Raw genomic sequence first — 19,671 nt, 5'->3', positions numbered from 1 at the left:
AACTATATTCTAAGAAAACTATTTTTGTATACATTTTTATTTTATTTTTTGCATATATTTTAAATGCATATTATTGCGTCAACATGTAACCAACAAGGCCTAAAACAAACCCCATTACCGCCCCCATTGGTGGCGCCCAATGTTTTTCCAGTGTGACTTGTGGCGCTATATCTTGAAACACAGCGTACAGAATTCCACCAGAAGCAAACAACATGACTCCAGACACTAACGCAGGCCAATCAGACAACCAAAGATACGCCATTCCGCTTGCAACTGGACCACACAGCGCCAAGACAAAAAACATAAATAAGATCTTTAATGAAGAATAATGAGACGACGCTTTTAGTTCTCGAAAGGCATTAAAACCCTCTGGCAAATTTTGCATCGCAATAAGAGCCGCAATCAAAATAGCATCCGAACTGCCCAAAGCAAACGCCGCACCCAACGCCAAAGACTCAGGAATAAAATCAGACAACATAGCAACCAGCTGACTCATTGATGCTTTGCTTTTTGACAACAAAATATCAAGCGACATAAATGCCGCACCGCCCAATAAAAATAATGCCGCAGCAGGCAAAGGAGAGAAATGAAGAATTCCTTCGGGCACCAATACCAAAGCAACCGCTGACAACAATGCACCGCCACCAAAAGCGGTAATTCCATGAGTCAGTTCGCTTTCAAGCCATAGAGGTCGAATTTTTTCGTACTGAGCAATCAAGGCACCCGCAGGCATTGCTAGCCCAGCGAACAGAGCCAACAAAATGACACTATAAAAAGGGGTCATACAGGCAACACTCCATAAAATATGATGCCATTATTAGTGAGGAGGACATTATTTGTCACGCATAAAATATCTTATAACCGCTTTCTAATATTCTATTGCAAAGTAAGTATTTAGAAATGCACACACATTGATAGCAAAACATGCACGATAGAAAATTTATAAACATTTTAGATCGAGACGTGTAGGATAAAAAAGACGATTAATTAAAAGGAAAGAAGTTGGCCTATCTTAAGCAAATATTCGCACTCTGTTTTATCTGTACGAGTTTCCTACTTAACGCTCAATCAATAACCATTACTGAAAAACAATACCAAAGTGGTGGCTATGTTGTTATTCAAACAGCTCCTGATTCCACCGTTGAGTTTATGGGCACACTTTACAAGCTAGATTCAAAAGGTTATCTCGCCATTGGGTTTAGTCGAGAACTTTCAGGCAGCCATAAAATCATCATCACCTCATCTTCAGGTTCTGTTGAACGAAAAGAAATTAAGATTGCCTCACGAAAATACAATATTCAGCGAATAAAAGGTGCTCCATCCTCACGCGTTACTCCGCCACCTGAAGTAGCTAATCGAATTAGTACAGAAGCAGCACAAGTAAGAAAAGCACGTGCAATTATCGGTGATTATGATTTTTGGCGAGTTGATGAATTTCAGTGGCCCGCTAAAGGCCGTATTTCAGGTGTTTATGGAAGCCAAAGGTTTTATAACGGAAAACCTGGAAACCCTCACTGGGGAGTCGATATGGCAGCTCCCAAAGGGGATCCTGTCTATGCACCAGCCGGTGGTAAAATTGTATTGGCCGAAGATGATTTATATTACAGCGGCGGCACCATCATTTTAGATCACGGTGCAGGTGTAAGCAGTACCTTCCTACATTTATCAAGTGTAAATGTAACAGTGGGACAATACGTTAAAAAAGGCGATTACCTTGCTGCTATCGGCTCAACAGGCCTATCTACAGGTCCGCACCTTGATTGGAGAATGAATCTTCATGGGGTACGAATTGATGCCGCTTTATGGGTCAACGAATAAAGCAGGACGAAGTGTATTCCGTACTTCATATTACGATTTATCTAAAACGCTTAAATGACTCGTTATTAGTGTCACTATCATCAACTCTATTTGTTTAGGAATAACATGAATAAGAATAAATTAGCCGGAAAAAACGTTCTCATTACAGCAGGCGCTCAAGGAATTGGCGAAGCCATTACAAGACACTTTATAGACAGTGGCGCTCATGTTGCTATCCACTATTTTTCCAGTGCGGATACCGCGAATCAATTAATCGAATATGCAATCCAAAAAGGACAAAGGGCCATTGCAATAAATGGTGACTTAACCAATGAAATCGATGCAAATGCAGTAGTCGAAAAAACAGTCGAAACACTTGGTGGTTTAGACATACTCATAAATAACGCAGGCTCCCTAGTTGCACGTAAAATGCTAAACGAAATGGAGGCGGAATTCTGGCATAAGGTAATGGATATAAACCTTACCTCTATGATGTTTGTCACACGTGCTGCATCACCTCATCTAGCAAAAAATGAAAACAGTAGCATTGTTAATTTAGCGTCACTTGCTGGACGAAAAGGTGGCCACCCAGGATCTCTAGCCTACTCGACTAGCAAAGGTGCAATCTTAACCTTAACACGGGCACTTTCTGCTGAATTAGGGCCTCAAGGAACTCGCGTCAATGCCGTCGCTCCAGGACTTATTCTTGGTACGTCATTCCACAACACGCATACGTCAAAAGAATCAGCGGATGAAACAACGGCTGGCATTCCAATTCAACGAGCAGGAAACGCAGACGATGTTGCAAGAGCTGTTACTTACTTAGCGTCTGAATACGATGGTTTTATTACTGGAGCAACGCTCGACATTAATGGCGGCGTTTATAACATGTAATAATATCTAAAAGAACGATGTAATTTTTTAAAAACAACTAAGCTAGGTTTTAAGAAAAAAGTGCAATATCACTCGTTACTTTAAGAAAATCATTAAAATTTTTTATAGAAGAGAAAAAGGCTCTCTGAACGACTTGAACTTGGTTGACATAAAAAAGGCCTGCTAGAATAAAGATCTTTATATAAACGTTGTTCGATGAACCAACCTATAAGATCTGTCTAGCAAGCCTTCGACATTTACAATTTATTACTTAGAAAAAGCTTTTTACTGTGTATCCGTTTTCTTTATTTTTGAAAATTTCTAAATCTCTAGGAAATTTTTCAAATGTATAATAGGTAGTGTTTACAACACTTTTTCTTGATTTTGTGACCTTACAAACAGAATCATTGAAAAGCTTTTCAGCTTTCTTACGTTTCGTATCGTTTGCTAACGTTGCTTTTAACTTAGCAACATCTCTATTTTCTAGAAATACGCTGATTCTTTCTACATCAAGACTAACAAATGCTTTACATGCTTCTATCGCTGCATCATTCATAGATAGTTTAGATACATCTTCTTTGTCCAGAGCATCTGAACAACCTACAAGACCTAAAACACCAAGAGAAAGAACTAACGCCAATGATTGCTTTTTCACTATAAAATCCTTTTATAAATAATCCATTTTTCAACAGTGTTGCTGAAAGTGAACTTTATAATTTTTATATTGATTTTGTCAATAAAGTTTGAAGAACATAAGGTTATTTAGCTTTCTATTTTTTAAAATAAAAAGAAAAAATCCTAATTAAAAAATAAAAACCATACTAAAGTATGGTTTTTATCAATTGGAGTGGATAACTGTATAGGAAGATAACATTAGAAATTTAATTTGAATTTTAAATAAACATCAAACACATTAGATAAACCTTAATAAGATCCAGCTTAATCTATTATCCATTAATTCCTGATAATATAGTCGTGCTTTAAGTTAGTGGAAATATATTATTTATGAGTGCCTAACGTAAAAGCGATGTCCTTCATATAAACTAAGCGTTTTTTTGATGATATGCTAAAAATTCATCAGCTAATTTCTAGTGCACTAAGAGAGAGTTTTGAATAAAGAATAACAAGTACGATTGAGGGATACCTACTTAAAGATGTGACGCATGAAAATAAACACATTCAAAAAAAATTGACACGTCAAATTATGGTGCAGAAAAAATAGTAATGAATTTTTGATAAATCATAAAAAAGACAAAAAAATATTAGATTACAAACAGAAACACCTAATCTACACATTCATAGAACACTCTTTTCACCCTTTCTTTCCAAAGTAACCACTGTCACCTATTAGAATTCATGTAATTTTATGACATAATTACCGACTCTATAAGCAGTAAACCTAAGCTGCTCAAAACCGACTTTATATAGACTATTTTAATGCCTCTAGAAACAAGCTCTGCGCCAAATAATTCAAGCTCTAAGATAGATCGACGTTTCTCTATCGCACCAATGCTCGATTGGACCGTTTCCGATTACAGAGTATTTGCCAGAACGATGACCAAGAACACTTTGTTGTATACCGAGATGGTGACAACTGGTGCGATTTTATACGGCAACAATCCTGAGCGTTTTTTATTTCATGACGAATGCGAACACCCTGTTGCCTTACAGCTTGGTGGTTCCAATCCAGAAGATTTAGCAAAATGCGCAAAGAAAGCCGAGCAAGCGGGTTTTGATGAAGTAAACTTAAACGTAGGTTGCCCAAGCGATCGCGTACAAAACAACATGATTGGCGCCTGTTTAATGGAACACCCAAACATGGTGAAAGATGCTATGAAAGCAATGCAAGATGTTTGCAGCATTCCAGTGACAATTAAACACCGCATTGGTATAGATGACCAAGAAGAGTATAGCGTTGTACGTGATTTTGTCGGTGACATTGGGACAACAGGTACTAAAACCTTTATTGTTCATGCTCGCAAGGCGATTCTTCAAGGTTTAAGTCCAAAAGAAAACCGTGAAGTACCACCGTTAAAATACCATTATGTACATCAGCTTAAACAAGATTTTCCAGACCTTGAAATCATTATAAACGGTGGTATTAAAACGATAGCGGAATGCCAAGAACAGCTAAAACACGTAGACGGTGTCATGGTTGGTCGTGAGGCCTATCACAACCCTTGGATGTTAAGCCAAGTAGACGAGCAAATTTTTGGTGGCCAGTCCATCGTGACAGACCGCTATGAAGCATTGGAAAAATTCGTGCTTCACATGGAACGTAGAATGGCAGACGGTGTGCGTTTATCGCACTTAACTCGCCACATATTAGGAATTTTCCAAGGAGAAATGGGCGGTAGACAATTCCGTCGTTATCTTTCTGAAAACGGTCATAAAGCCGACGCAAAGCTTCATGTATTATTAGAGGCCATTGACTTGGTCAAACATCATCAGCACAAAGGATAAAAACAATGAGCAATAAATTATCTCAGTTAAAAGAGTTCACGACCATTGTGGCCGACACAGGTGATTTCACAGCGATTAAAGATTTTTTACCAGAAGATGCAACGACTAATCCATCTTTGATGCTGAAAGCGGCACAGATTCCTGAGTACGCACCTTTCCTAGAACAAGCGGTTGCTTGGGCAAAAACGCAAAGTAATGACAAAGCACAACAAATCCTAGACGCTGGCGACAAACTTGCCGTTATCGTAGGAACGGAAATTCTTAAATACGTTCCAGGTCGTATCTCTACTGAAGTGGATGCGCGTTTGTCTTTTAACAAAGAAGCGACTCTAGCAAAAGCACGCAAACTGATTGCTTTGTACGAAGACGCAGGCATTTCCCGTGATCGCGTTTTAATTAAGGCAGCATCTACTTGGGAAGGCATTAAAGCAGCAGAAGAGCTAGAAAAAGAAGGCATCAACTGCAACCTAACGTTATTGTTCTCTTTCGCTCAAGCTCAAGCCTGTGCTGAAGCAGGTGTTTACCTGATCTCGCCTTTCGTAGGTCGTATCCTTGATTGGTACAAAAAATCTACTGGCCAAGAATACACTGCTGAAACAGATCCAGGTGTTGTTTCCGTCACTGAGATCTATAACTACTACAAAGAGCATGGCTACAAAACAGTTGTTATGGGTGCGAGCTTCCGTAACATCGGTGAGATTGAGCAACTTGCAGGTTGTGATCGTCTAACCATTAGCCCGAACTTACTTGAAGAATTGAAGAAAGACGAAGGGACACTTGAGCGTAAATTACTTCCTGCTACAAGCGTAAAAGCCGCACCGGCTCCTGTTACTGAAGCAGACTTCCGTTGGGCAATGAACGAAGACGCAATGGCAACAGAGAAGCTGTCTGAAGGCATTCGTAATTTCGCTGTAGATCAAAGCAAATTAGAAGTTACTCTGGCTTCTATGCTTTAAGCATAACGATGATCTATAAAAACGCGGCTTAGGTCGCGTTTTTTGTCTCTTCTTTTTGACTTATCGATAGGCAAACAAATGACCGAATTTGAAAAAATGCTCAATGGTGAAAATTTTAACGGAATTGATACTGACCTGAGATTACGTCGAGAAGCCGCTCGCCTTGCATGTGCCAAATTCAACGCACATCCAAGTAAAGGCAACTTACGCCATGTAACGCGTTTATTTTCTGAATTTGGTAGTGTCGTCATTGAACCAGGTTTTCAATGTGATTATGGTTCTCAAATTCACATTGGTGAACGTGTCTATATTAACTTTCAATGTGTGTTTTTAGACAGCGCAGCCATTCATATTGGTAATGATGTATTAATTGGCCCTGGTGCTCACCTTTATACCGTCGATCACCCAAGAGAAGCAGATTTACGCGCAGTAGGACATTGCTTTGCCAGACCCATTCACATTGGCAATAATGTTTGGATTGGTGGTGGTGCTAAAATTTTACCCGGTATTTCCATTGGCGATAATGCCATTATTGCAGCTAACGCCATCGTGACTCGAAATGTCGAAACCAACGAGCGTTATTTTAAATAGCACGTTATGTAATGTATATTTACATAGTCTCTCTAAAAAACCTCTTTTTCATTCTTTAATGAACGTAAATATGAACACTTATCACAACTAGGCAAGCAATCAGCAATTGTAAAGGAAGCGCTTTCACTATCCTCTTTTTCACCCTCTTCTTCTATATACTGAGCTCAACACTTGCGGGAGGGCCGCCATATGAAAATTTGGATTGTATTTTTAGCGAGCCTTTTGGCTTTCAACACACAGGCTTCAAACATCGTAAATAATGATGTTCTGAACATTCAAAAAGTTTCTCAATTTAATGGAGTTCCATGGGCAATAGCCTTGGTTACCGACCAAGAAGCGATTGTATCGATTAAGCATGGGAACGCATATCGCGTAAATTTACTCAGCGGAGAAACACAAGCGCTATCTGGGTTGCCAGAAATAGACAATAGAGGCCAAGGTGGTTTGCTTGATGTAGCAAAAGCACCTAACTTTGAACAAGAAGGTTTACTGTATTTTACTTATTCAAAACCTTCGCTTGCTGGAACAAAAACTACACTAGCAAGAGCAAAGTTAGTTTCTAACACGCTCAAAGATTGGCAAGATTTATTTGTGGCTGATGTAATGTCCCCAAATCATGAACATTATGGTAGTCGCATAGCCTTTGATGATAAAGGCCATGTATTTCTTTCTGTCGGTGATGGCGGTATTAGAGAAAGTGCTCAGGACTTAACAAATCATGCAGGTTCGATCATTCGTCTAAATTTAGATGGAAGCGTACCAACTGATAACCCTTTTGTAAGACACGCCAGTATTAGAAATGAAATATGGAGTTACGGACACCGTAATCCTCAAGGCTTATTTTACGACAATAGCACGCATACGTTATGGTCAAACGAGCATGGTCCAAAAGGTGGAGATGAGATTAACCTTATTCGCCCAGGAGCAAATTACGGCTGGCCAATAGTGTCATACGGAAAAGAATATTCAGGCTCTGCTAGTATTGGAGAAGGCACACAAAAAGAAGGCATAGATAACCCAGCAAAAGTGTTTATTCCTTCTATCGCGCCAAGCAGTTTATTACGCTATAAAGGAATGCTGTTTTCCAATTGGAATGGGGATTTCTTGTCCACCGCTTTAGCCCTAAGACATTTGAATAAAGTGAAAATCGAAGCAAATGGTAAAACAACAGAAACGAGATACCTTGAACATTTAGATGAACGTCTACGTTCTATCGCTGAAGACTCACAGGGCGCGCTTTATATAGGAACAGATTCAGGCAAGCTATTGAAAGTGACGCTTTCTAACTAGCTACACAGTTAAAAAGGTATGTTTTTAACTGTACATTTCTAACTGAGTACTCCTAATAGTACAAATAGGTAAAGACTCAAAGATTATTCTCGAACAATAAAAAAGCACCTTATAGATGCTTTTTTATATTTGATTTATGTGTGTTTTATAACCTATTCGTCGCCCCAAGAATCCTCTTCGACTTCATCACCCCAAGAGTCTTCAACCTCTTCATCGCCCCAAGAATCGTCCTCAGTTTCATCTCCCCAGGAGTCATCTTCACTCTCTTCTCCCCAAGAATCACCATCGTCTAAGCTGATATCTTTCTTGGTTTTTTTAGGAGCAGGGGCACCATCATTAACGGCATAAGCTCGGTTTTGTAAATACACATCTCGGATAAAGGAATAAGAATCACCAATAATAAGAGATTCAACACTGAAAAGATGAACACGTGTTTGCACAACATCCAATGCTAATAAGGCTATTTCTTCTTCTAGTGTTAAATGAAGAAGATCAATTTCTTCTTCATAAAAGTACTCTACAACAAGCCCTGTACCATCTCGTACAGTAGAAGGCCCAAAGAACGGCAACATCAAATACGGACCTGACGAAACGCCCCAATAGCCGAGCGTTTGTCCAAAATCTTCATCGTATTCGTTTATACCCAACGCACTAGCAACATCAAAAAGACCAAATATACCAATCGTACTATTGATCAAAAATCGTCCTGTAGAAGCGACCGTTCCAACAAATTTCGCTTGCAAAAAGTTGTTAGTAACATTGGATACTTCACCAAGGTTAGAGAAAAAATTACTCACCCCTTTTTGAACAAAATTAGGCGTTATCCAGTCATAACCTTTCGCGACAGGCTTAACAATGGCATTGTCCAGCGCAGTATTAAAAGAAAACATAGAACGGTTAAAACCTTCCCATGGGTCTTCCTCTGTTTCTGCAAATATTGGTTGAGAAAGAACCAATAGCAAACTCAAAAAAGCAGAATGTATTACCTTAAACATTTTTTACTTTCCTCATTTTCAGTATTTCTACTTTTTAGTATTGTCTTGCGCTGTTTCTAACATGTTATTTTTACAATAGAACTTCTAGCAAACTACACAAGTTTTTTGACTTCTTGCCACTGTTTCGCCAATCGTTTATCTGAGATTGGCTCTAACGTACCAACAGATTGAGCAAACAAAGAAATTCGATATTCTTCTAGCATCCAACGGTACTTAATCAATTCAGGATCATAGAGTAACTTTTCTTCATGAGCTTTTAATTGCCTTGCGTACATTTTCCAAAGCTCTTCCAACTGAGACACATAGAGGTTCTCTTTGTTCAAATGATTTTGAAAACGCTCTAAACGAACTTCAATTCCTTTAAAATAACGAGGCAATTGGCCCAACCAAAACAAAGGTGTATTCCCGATAAAACCTGGATAAATAAGCTGACCAAGTTGAAACTTAATATCACCATACACTCTCGTCCATGGCAGAGGCATACTGCCCTTCATTTTTTTCGCGACACCTTGGTAAGAAGACAATACTCGATAAAGCTGTTCTGCCATATCATTGCCAACCGACACTAGGTTGGTTTTATGAGCGAGTACAGATTGCTCAAATTCATCTTTGGTACGTGGTAAGGGTCGACCATCTAAAAAGACTTTATTCAAAACCGCGTTAAGTAAATCCTCTAGTAGGGTTTCTTTTTGCCCAAGTGGAGAAAATATCAACATAGATTCCCTGAGATGAGGAAGATTTTTCTGTAAATATCGCATATCTTTACTAAGCGTTAATTTAAGTAAAGTAATCACACCTTTTCGGTGTGTTTCTATTGCAGTATTTTGATCATCAAACATCTTCAACGACACACTGTCGCCTTCTGACACTAACGCTGGAAATGCCGTTACCTTAATGCCAGCTTGTTTGATTTCCTGACGTTCAGGAATGTCTTGGTCTGGCCAAACCGTTAGACCTTCTTGCTCATGTTGCTTGGTACCGAACTTCGCAAAACTTTCTTGAACAAGATCACTAAACTGCGTTTGTAACTGCCCTAAGTCTTTGCCAACACCTAACACTTTACCTTGTTCATCAACCACTTCTAGGTTCAATGTAAGGTGCGAATCAAGCTTTTCTGCATTCCATTCATTAAGTGGAATATCAATTAGCGTTTCACGTTTAATTTGTAAACTGAGCTGTTGTAGTAATTCGCCTTTGTCTTTTGATAAATTCGGATACACTTTATCGACAAACTGAGGAATCGGTACAAAACGACGACGTAATACTTTTGGCAAACCTCGTAATAAGGCTTCGCAACGTTCTTTAATAAAGCCCGGAACCGCCCAACCAAGATCATCTAAACTCAGCTGCCTTAGTAAACCAACAGGCACTTTAAGGGTTGCACCATCGGTTGCTTTACCTGGATCAAATTTATAATCAATCGGCAATGCTACACCATTCAAACCAAAGGAATCAGGGAACGCCATATCATCAGCTTTCACATCTTGATTCACTAAGTCTTCCCTTGTCATAAACAAGGTATCAGGTGTTTTTTTAACGAAAAATTCTAAACTTTTTAAATTACGAACATCGTCTGGTAAGCGTTTATCATAAAAGTTAAATACCGTTTCATCATCGACTAATATATCGCGTTTTCGTAACTTAGCTTCTTGGGTCTCTAGCGACTCTATTAACGCTTGGTTCTTACGGAAGAACGCTTGCTTGGTGCGCAATTCCCCTTCTACCAAACCTGAACGGATAAATATCTCCCGTGCTTCTTCAGGATTCACATGACCATAATCGATACGACGTTTGGCAACGATAACCAAGCCGTAAAGCGAGACTTGTTCGCTCGCCATGATTCGACCTTGATTACGCTCAAAATGCGGATCAAAGTATTGGCGTTTCACAAAAGCCGCTGCGTATTCCTCGATCCAAGCGGGATCAATTCGAGCCGTTACACGAGCATAAAGTTTACTGGTTTCTACTAATTCTGCCGCCATAATCCATTGCGGCGGTTTTTTGAATAACATAGAGGCTGGAAAGATAGCCAGTTTACGAGAGCGGCAACCCAGCATCTCTTTGCTTTCTTCCATCTTGTTCGCTACTTGAGTAAACAGACCGGCCAACAAAGAGCGATGAATCGCTTCATAATGACGCTCTTCATGCTCTACTTCTTTAAAACCAAGTTGCTTGCAAGCAATCGTGATCTGACGGTGAATATCTCGCCACTCGCGCATTCGCATGAAATTCAAAAATTGCTTGCGGCAATATTGGCGTAAATGATTTTGTGACAACTCTTGGCGCTGAACTTCATACCGCTCCCACAGGTTCAAGAAGACAGCGAAATCAGAATCTTCATCCTTGTCTACCGCGTGAGCTTGATCAGATTGGGTTTTCTTATCTTGTGGCCGTTCACGTGGGTCAGGAATTGATAACGCACTGACAATAATCGACACTTCTTTTAAAACACTGTGTTGCTGAGCGGCAATAAGAATTCGACCGAGCTTAGGGTCAATAGGTAACTTAGCCAACTGACGACCAATTGGCGTGAGTCTTTCTTTATGTAAGGCGCCTAATTCGGTTAACGCTCGATAACCATCGTTGATCATGCGCTTTTCTGGCATTTCAACGAATGGGAATTTTTCCACAGAACCCAGTTTAAGGTTCGCCATCTGCAAAATAACAGAAGCCAAATTGGTACGAAAAATTTCTGGATCGGTAAATTCAGGACGCGTACTAAAATCCGCTTCATCATAAAGACGAATACAAATACCATCGGCTACACGACCACATCGCCCTGCTCTTTGGTTCGCACTGGCTTGGCTTATTTTTTCAATAGGAAGCTGCTGTACTTTAGAGCGGACACTGTAGCGACTGATACGAGCCAAGCCCGGATCAATCACATAACGTATACCCGGAACCGTCAACGAGGTTTCTGCCACGTTCGTAGACAATACAACTCGACGACCTGAGTGGGACTTAAAAATTCGCTTCTGCTCGCTTGCGCTCAATCTAGCGTACAAAGGTAAGACCTCAAGAGATCTTAATTCGGCACGACGTAAAATTTCTGCGGTTTCACGAATCTCACGCTCACCCGGCAAGAAAACCAAAATATCACCCGCACCACGGTAGCCAGATTGTCGCTCTTCGGCGATAAGTAACTCAACCGCATCCAAAACGCCTTGCTCCATGCTTTGATCTTCATCCAGCGCTTCTGAATCAGACTTACTGAGCAAAGGCTGGTAACGCACTTCTACAGGGTAGGTTCGACCAGACACTTCAATGACGGGAGCGTTATCAAAATGCGCTGAAAAACGGTCTACATCGATGGTTGCCGATGTGACAATGACTTTTAAATCTGGACGAGCAGCCAGTACTTGTTTCAAATAGCCCAGTAAGAAATCAATATTTAAGCTGCGTTCGTGGGCTTCATCTATGATGATGGTGTCGTATTTATAAAGCAGATTATCCTGTTGAATTTCTGCTAACAAAATACCGTCTGTCATTAATTTGATCAGGGTTTCTTCTGTGCTTTCGTCACTAAAACGAACCTGAAAACCGACCTGCTCACCAAGACTCACTTGCAACTCATCACTGATACGTTCTGCGACACTGCGAGCTGCCAATCGTCTTGGTTGTGTATGACCAATAATGCCCGCGATACCGCGTCCTGCTTGTAAACACATTTTAGGCAATTGAGTGGTTTTACCAGAACCTGTTTCACCCGCAATAATAATGACTTGGTTGTCTTGAATCGCTTTAATTATTTCATCAGCACGAGCGGCAACAGGCAAGCTTTCGTCGTAGGTTATTTTTGGCATGCGAGCCGTACGAGCTTGATACAAGGCACTGGACTTTTTGATCATGGCATCAACTTCATCCACCATACGATCACTAGGTAAACCGTCTTTTTGACGTTTCGCGAGTTGCGCTTTTTTACGGACAATAAGATGACGGTCTCGTGTCATCACAGCATGATTTTCCATGGTATCTAAAAAGGTATCCTGTCTAATGGGCGCTTACATCACTTAATACATTAGTGGTGCGCGTATCTTCTATCTATATAGTTGGAAATTCTAACATTAATCCCCATCAAGAGGTTATAGTGAAACTCATACGCTGTAATGATAATCAGCAACCAATCGATTAACAAAAGGAAATGGTATGTCTAACCACGTTTTTGAAGATAATTCCCTTACCATTGGCAACACGCCACTTGTGCGTCTAAACCGCATAGGCAATGGCAATATTTGGGCAAAGCTTGAATCCCGTAACCCTGCATTTTCTGTTAAATGTCGTATTGGTGCCAACATGGTTTGGGACGCAGAGAAAAAAGGCATTCTATCGAAAGGTAAATCTCTTGTAGAGGCATCAAGCGGTAACACAGGCATTGCTTTATGTTTCGTTGCTGCGTCTCGTGGCTATCCTATTACCATCACAATGCCATCTAGCATGAGCGTAGAGCGTCGCCAAGTAATGAAAGCGCTAGGTGCGACAATTGTATTGACTGAACCCGCTAAAGGCATGAAAGGTGCCATTGCTAAAGCAGAAGAACTTGCACAAGACGACAACGTCGTACATCTTCAGCAATTTGATAACGCTGCCAATCCAGAAATTCATGAGCAAACAACAGGCCCAGAAATTTGGAAAGACACAAATGGCGAGATTGATGTTTTGGTTGCTGGTGTAGGTACTGGCGGCACAATCACAGGCGTGAGTCGCTATATTAAAAACACTCAAGGCAAAGCGATTATCAGTGTTGCCGTTGAGCCAACGACCTCTCCTGTTATTACACAAACAATGAACGGCGAAGCGCCAACTCCAGCACCTCATAAAATCCAAGGTATTGGCGCAGGCTTTATTCCTAAAAACCTTGACTTGTCTATCGTTGACCGTGTTGAACAAGTGTCCAATGAAGACGCTATCGCCATGGCAAAACGCCTAATGCGTGAAGAAGGTATTTTGTGTGGTATTTCTTGTGGTGCAGCAGTGATTGCCGCAGAACGCCTAAGCCAATTAGATGAATTCAAAGATAAGAAAATCGTCGTGATTTTACCAGACTCTGGCGAACGTTACTTATCTACCGCACTTTTCGAAGGCGAATTTACGGACAACGAACTAGTACAATAAGTCGTCCTTTTAAATACAAAAAACCCGCTTGATTGAAATCTAAGCGGGTTTTTTTATGTATAAAAAATCAAGAACCGATTAACAGAATTAATGCGGTTTTTTAGTACCGTAGCGAACCATGTCTTTACCATTTTCGAATACATCTTGGGTTACCCAACGACCCAATACTAACTTCTGCTTGTCATCTAGTACCGCTACAAACGGACGACCATTAGTATTGTTTGTCGCCAACGCCACACCTTCAACGTTATTAAGGCCTAAGCCACCCATTTCAATCAATCGTAAAAACGTCTCAAGCTCGTCTAATGTTTCAATTACATCATTGTCATTAATCATTCTGTCTACTCTGTTACATCAATAATGGCGCTAGAATAACAGTAATTGCAGCTCGATAAAACGAGAACTAAAAACATCATCTAACTTGATGACAGCAATGAAGATGGAGGTGTTGTTTTAGAATTGTTAATTTTAAGCTCTCATAAAACACCTATAAAGACGTAAAAATAATTTCACTCTCATTCTTATTTAATCATGCACGAATTATATATTGTCATCCACTGGTCATAACTCAATGTTTCATCAAAATCATTCTGACACTGGTTCTGAGACTCAGTCGACTGCAATGCTTCAAGATCAGACACTAACTCTGTGACACACCCAGACATAAAGTCATTATTTAATACCGTTTGATTAAGCTCTTCAGACTCTAGGCTGTTAAATTTAGTAACTGGAGGGCAAGTAACCTCTTCCATATTGGAGCAGCCCTGCACAAGTAAAATCAAAACAACCACTAACAACTTCATTTATACGACTAACGCCTCATTAAGAATGAAAAAAACCTAAAATAGAAAACGAGTGAGCCTTATTAGCACTTTATTAAATACCATTGGGACAGAGCCAAAAATAGCTGAAAACTAGGTATATGTCGTTAATTTCACTCTGCCCCAATGACCAGACATTGTCTTTAAAATGATTCGCTAAACACGCTGCTCTCAGAACCACACAAAGTTCTCATAGATACAGATTGGTTATAAATACTCATATAATTTGATCCAGAACCTTCGCCTGGATCTAGATCAAAATAGTCATAGCTTCCATCTTCATACTCAACCCTCACCTTGCAATAATCTTCCCCTATGTTCTTAATATCCTGAAAACCTTGGCCATTTTTAACACCTGTCGTCCATCTAATGTCGCCGGTATAATCAGTATCACTTTGATCAGGGTAAGTTACCTGATATCCATTTTGTTCGCTCAAGCTATCATTAAGTGACCTCAAGTCACCCGCACTACACCCATAAAGAAACTGAGTAATTAATACAGCCACAATAAAATGAATTTTTTTCATATTTATATTTCTCCATAATAGGGATATGTAGTGACTCGTTTAATCACTGACTCTAAAGTTATTAATAGCACCACCAATAGGGTCTAAAGCTAAGAAAATGAGCGCAGAGATTATCTTAAGAAAGACAAAAAGAAGAACGCTAAGAGGGAAAACCATCCATTAACCGATTGGCTTTTCATTTCTTTATGTACAAAATGTAGCGTGAGTTTGTATGAATTTCCAGAAGGAAATTAAGTAAACACGAATAAATTGTCGCGAAAGTTGTGGCAAAAATAGTGAGTTATAGCAGGATACTCAGGTTAAAAACGTGGCTATTTCTAAGTAACCACGGTGATGGTTCAATTCTCTTAACGCTTTACTGGACAACCTGTCATATCGGTAATGAATAATTATGGAAATTTTCATTAGTCTTTTTATAACCTAGTTTTTCATACAAGTGTTGCCCTGCTTTATTAGAAAAGGCGGTCATTAAATCGATTCTGGAAGCACCTTGCCCCTTTGCGTACTCTTTTGCTTTTTCCATTAATAAAGTCCCCACGCCTAAATCACGAGCACTGCCATCAACATATAAATCATAAAGAATAAAAATACTTACCGCTTCCACAGAACAAAATGAAGGATACATTTGAACAAAACCTAAGTACTTTCCGTCACTTTCTGCAAAAAATATAATCGATTCATTTTGGTTTATACGTTCCAATATATACTTAGTTGCTAACTCAATATCTGGTTCACATTCGTAAAACTGCCTGTATAAATCAAATAGTCTAGCAATATCAGGGATGTGTGCTTTATCAGCTTGACGAATTAACATATCCACTCCATGTATTAAGTAAAGAAATAACGAAACTGTAGAACCACTTCAACAACCAACCTACGCAGCTAATTAAAAACCTAATGAATTTACCATTCGATGTTTTATAGGGCTGGACGATTATATTTTTTTAGATTAATGACGAATAAAATCAACCACAGTATTGGGATTATTATAAATAAAATTCCAAATGTAATCTCTGAGGCTTCGGATGGCGCTATACCTATTACCCGCTTTAAAAATAGCTGTCCATTAGTGGATGTAAAACCAGCGAACAAAGTAGTCAAAAATAACGTAACGCCTGCAGATAACGCCCAATAAACAGACGTTACAGTCTGCTTGGATGTTCTTTTAAAAACGATAAAAACAACGAAAAGGACACCAATGTAAATTAACTTATCTAATATTACGCTAAAAATCATTTCAAGCTTCTTGTAGCTACATTCATATATCTAACGCCGCGCTCTGCGGCAAATTTGGAGCGCAGCGGATAATTTGTCCGACAGCAGCGCATTGTTAGCACTTTAGCTTGCGCCGCCCAAGCAAGACGAACTGCTGATGAAGCTTATAGCACTCGGTGCTTTTCTCATTAAGTTCTTTAATTCGTAAATCGACATGTTCAGGCCAATCCCAGGCTTCTCGGTAGGCATCGGGAACAGCGGAGAGCATAGGGCCTGTGTGAATATACCCAGAACTTCGGGCTAGCTTATATATGAATTCATGCATTTTTTGGTATAGCTCTTTGCGGGCAGCCTCAAGCTCCTGATCCAAAAACTCTGTTTCTGCGGTATTCCATGTGTCTACGAAGTAATCAATTTCGTCGGTATTGTTGTCATGGTAGGAGTTACCGAAGTCATGCTCTTTTAGAAGAACCACCGATCTTGAGTTAGAAGGGAACGCTGCTAAAAACCTTTCAAACAATGCACGATCTACAGCCTCTAGCTCCTTTGCTTCGATTGCTGCAATGTCACCGGTTTTATAAATAAAGTACCTGCTTGCGACGTTATCGATTAATGCTAATGCGATGAGAGAAAAGCCTAACATATAGTCAGCTGTACTAGATTCTAGCTCTGCAAAAGTGAATTTCGCCCCAGAATTCAAGTTAAAGGTTGCTACTAGCCAGTTATAAAATATCTGTTTAAAAGCAGTTGGGGTCAAAATAATTGTTCCCCCTACCGTAACAACAAACCACGTGAGCTTGTTGGTAAAGTCTGGGAACAAATATTTTTTACCAAGAGCGACTGCTAGATCTTTTAGCTCTTTCTTTGATATCACTCAGTACTCCTAGAGAGTGCTAACGAGGCTGTAGAATTACTCCAACAGCCAAATTCAATTAAAAACCGAGTCTCTGAGCTCAATCCTAAGCGTTTTTAACGCACTAGGTAATGCATTTCGATCCCATAAAACAGGCTGATTTTCTTAAAAAAGAGTAATTCTACAGCCTCAACACCTCACTAAGAGGCAAAAAAATATTAGCCAAAATCAGCGAGGCACGAGCATGGCCAACTGTTTTTTGTCCTTGAATGCCTTGTTATAAGCTGGTTTCTACTAACTCCCATTCACGTACTCTACTTCGTATTATCTTAATAGCAGTATCAGCGTTATTAACCACTTCTTCTTGCCTTTTTTCCGCATCTTCCCAGTAATCATATCTATCATCATCACGGAATGGATCACGATGACGATATCTGACTGATTCACGGTGAGTAGCATTTTCAACAGAAACAATCGCTTCGTAAATTTCTTCAGGATAAAAAGGTTGCTTAGTCTCACGAGCTAAATAGAGTTCACGCCGAGCTTTATAAAACCGACCTAAACGTTCTTTTTTTCGTTCTTCTTCACTTTGATTTGGATCTACATGATCCATTATAGGTCTCAAGCTTAAGCACGTATCTCGTGTCTCTACCAATAAAGCAGTTAACTCCTGCAATATTTCAAATTCCTTTTCGTATCTGAAACCATGATTTTTTAACTGAGCATTAAAATGAGTTTTCGAACGTTCGAGTTGACCTGCATAATCAAATCTTACATTTTCTATTTTTTTAGTTATTTCGGAGATATCTTCTTTTGTTGCAAGATTTTTTCCTTTCTCTGATGCATAACTGAACAAAGCTTTTCGAAAAAGCACCAAGCATCCCAATGCCAGTAATATTAGGATCTCTAATATAACGATAACTATATCCATACACGCGATTCCAATTGAAGCTTATAATGCCCGCGTAAAAGGCGCGAGCTTGCGAGCGTCCTAATTGACGCGTTTGTTAGGTTCATCTTGTTCCGGATATTGAACACTTACTTTAATAATTGAAATATACGGCAAACTGCCTGAATCAATTATCTCATCATTTGGGTAATAAGATTCTGCATTGAACTGAGGATTTTGCGAAAAGCGTTTATTAACAGTAAAGGAGAAAGTATCTGACGAATAATGGCGTTTTTGTCTGTCATATCCTTTCATTTCTACGCCTTTATACCTGTTCTCTAGGTCTAACACCATTCTTGACCATTCGCACTTCGTAGGTGCAATGATTTCCTTTCCAAGGCCAGTACTACTATACATCTCTAAGATAGCTTCGGTTAAACCTTGCCCAAAAACCATCTCATTAGATGTTTCCCTTTTTGGCCAAGTTACATGAAAGGGTGAGCAGTTAAAAATAAAATCGTGAAACCAGCAGAGCTTCTTAGGCATCAGCAAAAATCGAGCACAATCTGAAAGCCCTTCTTTTACAACTGAGTCGAATAAATATTGGCCTATGATTGTAGAAGTCTTACTCATGCCAGCATTTAAAGTTAGCTTATACCTTCTATCAAGTTTCTCAAATAATGCTCGCTCCTTCCTTGTAGAGTTACCACTATCAATCTTTCTAGGGTGAATGGTGTTTTTACCCTGTAGCAATATACCTTTTCTACAAACAATATCCCCCTTATGATTTAACTCTTCAACTATATAAAGTAGGTCTGCCAATTCACACTTGACGTCCTTAGTTCTAGCTTTCGCAGTTGCTTGTGGGGTGCCATCAATCCAGATAGAATTTATTTGTACATGGCATGGTCGGCGATGAAGCTTATTAAATTCAACAACTCTTTCTGCTAGTAAGTTTAGATAGTCTTTATGGTGCAGATGACGTAAAGCCCACCTTTCTAAAGAGTGCCCTTTCTGTAACCTTTTAATCCAAAACCAGTACTGCCAATCAGAATATTGCACATACTCTCCAGTGAACCTAATATTTTAATAGTGCGCATGCGCGTTTACACATTTCAAAAAACTCTAAATATTCCTATAACCAATTGAATTTTCAGTGTTTTATAAAGCTATTCACAAAATTAAAAAATGGATAAACGAGCATGCGCGTTATCACTTCTCTTTATCAGGAAAGCACCGCCTGTTATCTCAGTATGATAAATTCTTATTCATTGATACTAAAAGACTTT

General features: G+C 39.4%; 18 protein-coding genes. 7 read left to right on the top strand and 11 right to left on the bottom strand.

Annotated features, from left to right (window positions below):
- Positions 1-70: 70 nt before the first annotated feature.
- Positions 71-784 carry a ZIP family metal transporter gene (locus IF202_RS12560; protein WP_191595269.1) on the bottom strand — a complete coding sequence of 238 codons (714 nt, stop codon included), beginning with the start codon at positions 782-784 and terminating at the stop codon, positions 71-73.
- A 218-nt stretch (positions 785-1,002) separates the two neighbouring features.
- Here IF202_RS12560 and IF202_RS12555 point away from each other — a divergent pair, with 218 nt between their 5' ends.
- Together IF202_RS12555 and IF202_RS12550 are read left to right on the top strand one after the other, a co-directional pair.
- Positions 1,003-1,818 carry a M23 family metallopeptidase gene (locus IF202_RS12555; protein WP_191595268.1) on the top strand — a complete coding sequence of 272 codons (816 nt, stop codon included), beginning with the start codon at positions 1,003-1,005 and terminating at the stop codon, positions 1,816-1,818.
- Positions 1,819-1,923: 105 nt separating this feature from the next.
- Entirely contained in the window at positions 1,924-2,691 is a 768-nt protein-coding gene (locus IF202_RS12550; protein ID WP_191595267.1) for an SDR family NAD(P)-dependent oxidoreductase, read from the top strand.
- 250 nt (positions 2,692-2,941) lie between these two features.
- Here the strand turns inward: IF202_RS12550 and IF202_RS12545 are convergent, their stop codons facing one another.
- Positions 2,942-3,325 carry a hypothetical protein gene (locus IF202_RS12545; RefSeq protein WP_191595266.1) on the bottom strand — a complete coding sequence of 128 codons (384 nt, stop codon included), beginning with the start codon at positions 3,323-3,325 and terminating at the stop codon, positions 2,942-2,944.
- 782 nt (positions 3,326-4,107) lie between these two features.
- Between IF202_RS12545 and dusA the strand changes: the two genes are divergently transcribed.
- From dusA to IF202_RS12525, 4 genes are all read left to right on the top strand, one after another.
- Positions 4,108-5,133 carry a tRNA dihydrouridine(20/20a) synthase DusA gene (dusA, locus tag IF202_RS12540; RefSeq protein WP_191595265.1) on the top strand — a complete coding sequence of 342 codons (1,026 nt, stop codon included), beginning with the start codon at positions 4,108-4,110 and terminating at the stop codon, positions 5,131-5,133.
- A gap of 5 nt (positions 5,134-5,138) precedes the next feature.
- Positions 5,139-6,089 carry a transaldolase gene (tal, locus tag IF202_RS12535; RefSeq protein ID WP_191595264.1) on the top strand — a complete coding sequence of 317 codons (951 nt, stop codon included), beginning with the start codon at positions 5,139-5,141 and terminating at the stop codon, positions 6,087-6,089.
- 78 nt (positions 6,090-6,167) lie between these two features.
- A complete protein-coding gene (locus IF202_RS12530; RefSeq protein ID WP_191595263.1) occupies positions 6,168-6,680 on the top strand; it encodes a sugar O-acetyltransferase in 513 nt (170 codons plus the stop codon).
- 189 nt (positions 6,681-6,869) lie between these two features.
- Positions 6,870-7,970 carry a PQQ-dependent sugar dehydrogenase gene (locus IF202_RS12525; RefSeq protein ID WP_191595262.1) on the top strand — a complete coding sequence of 367 codons (1,101 nt, stop codon included), beginning with the start codon at positions 6,870-6,872 and terminating at the stop codon, positions 7,968-7,970.
- A gap of 152 nt (positions 7,971-8,122) precedes the next feature.
- Here IF202_RS12525 and IF202_RS12520 read toward each other — a convergent pair whose 3' ends face one another.
- A complete protein-coding gene (locus IF202_RS12520; protein ID WP_191595261.1) occupies positions 8,123-8,965 on the bottom strand; it encodes an MlaA family lipoprotein in 843 nt (280 codons plus the stop codon).
- Positions 8,966-9,057: 92 nt separating this feature from the next.
- Positions 9,058-12,933 (bottom strand): ATP-dependent RNA helicase HrpA, encoded by a 3,876-nt coding sequence (gene hrpA / locus IF202_RS12515; RefSeq protein ID WP_191595260.1) that lies wholly within the window; start codon positions 12,931-12,933, stop codon positions 9,058-9,060.
- Positions 12,934-13,111: 178 nt separating this feature from the next.
- Between hrpA and cysK the strand changes: the two genes are divergently transcribed.
- On the top strand, positions 13,112-14,077 hold the full coding sequence (cysK, locus tag IF202_RS12510) for a cysteine synthase A (RefSeq protein ID WP_191595259.1): 966 nt from the start codon (positions 13,112-13,114) through the stop codon (positions 14,075-14,077).
- Positions 14,078-14,164: 87 nt separating this feature from the next.
- Here the strand turns inward: cysK and IF202_RS12505 are convergent, their stop codons facing one another.
- From IF202_RS12505 to IF202_RS12475, 7 genes are all read right to left on the bottom strand, one after another.
- The gene (locus IF202_RS12505) at positions 14,165-14,413 is read right to left on the bottom strand and encodes a hypothetical protein (RefSeq protein WP_191595258.1); all 249 of its coding nucleotides are present in this window, start codon (positions 14,411-14,413) and stop codon (positions 14,165-14,167) included.
- Positions 14,414-14,598: 185 nt separating this feature from the next.
- The gene (locus IF202_RS12500) at positions 14,599-14,880 is read right to left on the bottom strand and encodes a hypothetical protein (protein ID WP_191595257.1); all 282 of its coding nucleotides are present in this window, start codon (positions 14,878-14,880) and stop codon (positions 14,599-14,601) included.
- A 161-nt stretch (positions 14,881-15,041) separates the two neighbouring features.
- Positions 15,042-15,425 carry a hypothetical protein gene (locus IF202_RS12495; protein ID WP_191595256.1) on the bottom strand — a complete coding sequence of 128 codons (384 nt, stop codon included), beginning with the start codon at positions 15,423-15,425 and terminating at the stop codon, positions 15,042-15,044.
- A 370-nt stretch (positions 15,426-15,795) separates the two neighbouring features.
- Positions 15,796-16,239, bottom strand: a complete 444-nt coding sequence (locus IF202_RS12490; protein WP_191595255.1) for a GNAT family N-acetyltransferase — start codon at positions 16,237-16,239, stop codon at positions 15,796-15,798.
- A 516-nt stretch (positions 16,240-16,755) separates the two neighbouring features.
- On the bottom strand, positions 16,756-17,514 hold the full coding sequence (locus IF202_RS12485; RefSeq protein ID WP_191595254.1) for a hypothetical protein: 759 nt from the start codon (positions 17,512-17,514) through the stop codon (positions 16,756-16,758).
- A 256-nt stretch (positions 17,515-17,770) separates the two neighbouring features.
- Positions 17,771-18,424, bottom strand: a complete 654-nt coding sequence (locus IF202_RS12480; protein WP_191595253.1) for a hypothetical protein — start codon at positions 18,422-18,424, stop codon at positions 17,771-17,773.
- 60 nt (positions 18,425-18,484) lie between these two features.
- The gene (locus tag IF202_RS12475; protein WP_191595252.1) at positions 18,485-19,444 is read right to left on the bottom strand and encodes a hypothetical protein; all 960 of its coding nucleotides are present in this window, start codon (positions 19,442-19,444) and stop codon (positions 18,485-18,487) included.
- Positions 19,445-19,671: the final 227 nt, after the last annotated feature.

It is taken from the genome of Marinomonas colpomeniae, from assembly GCF_014803385.1.
GTDB lineage: Bacteria > Pseudomonadota > Gammaproteobacteria > Pseudomonadales > Marinomonadaceae > Marinomonas > Marinomonas colpomeniae.
This window is presented reverse-complemented; position numbering and strand designations above follow the sequence as displayed.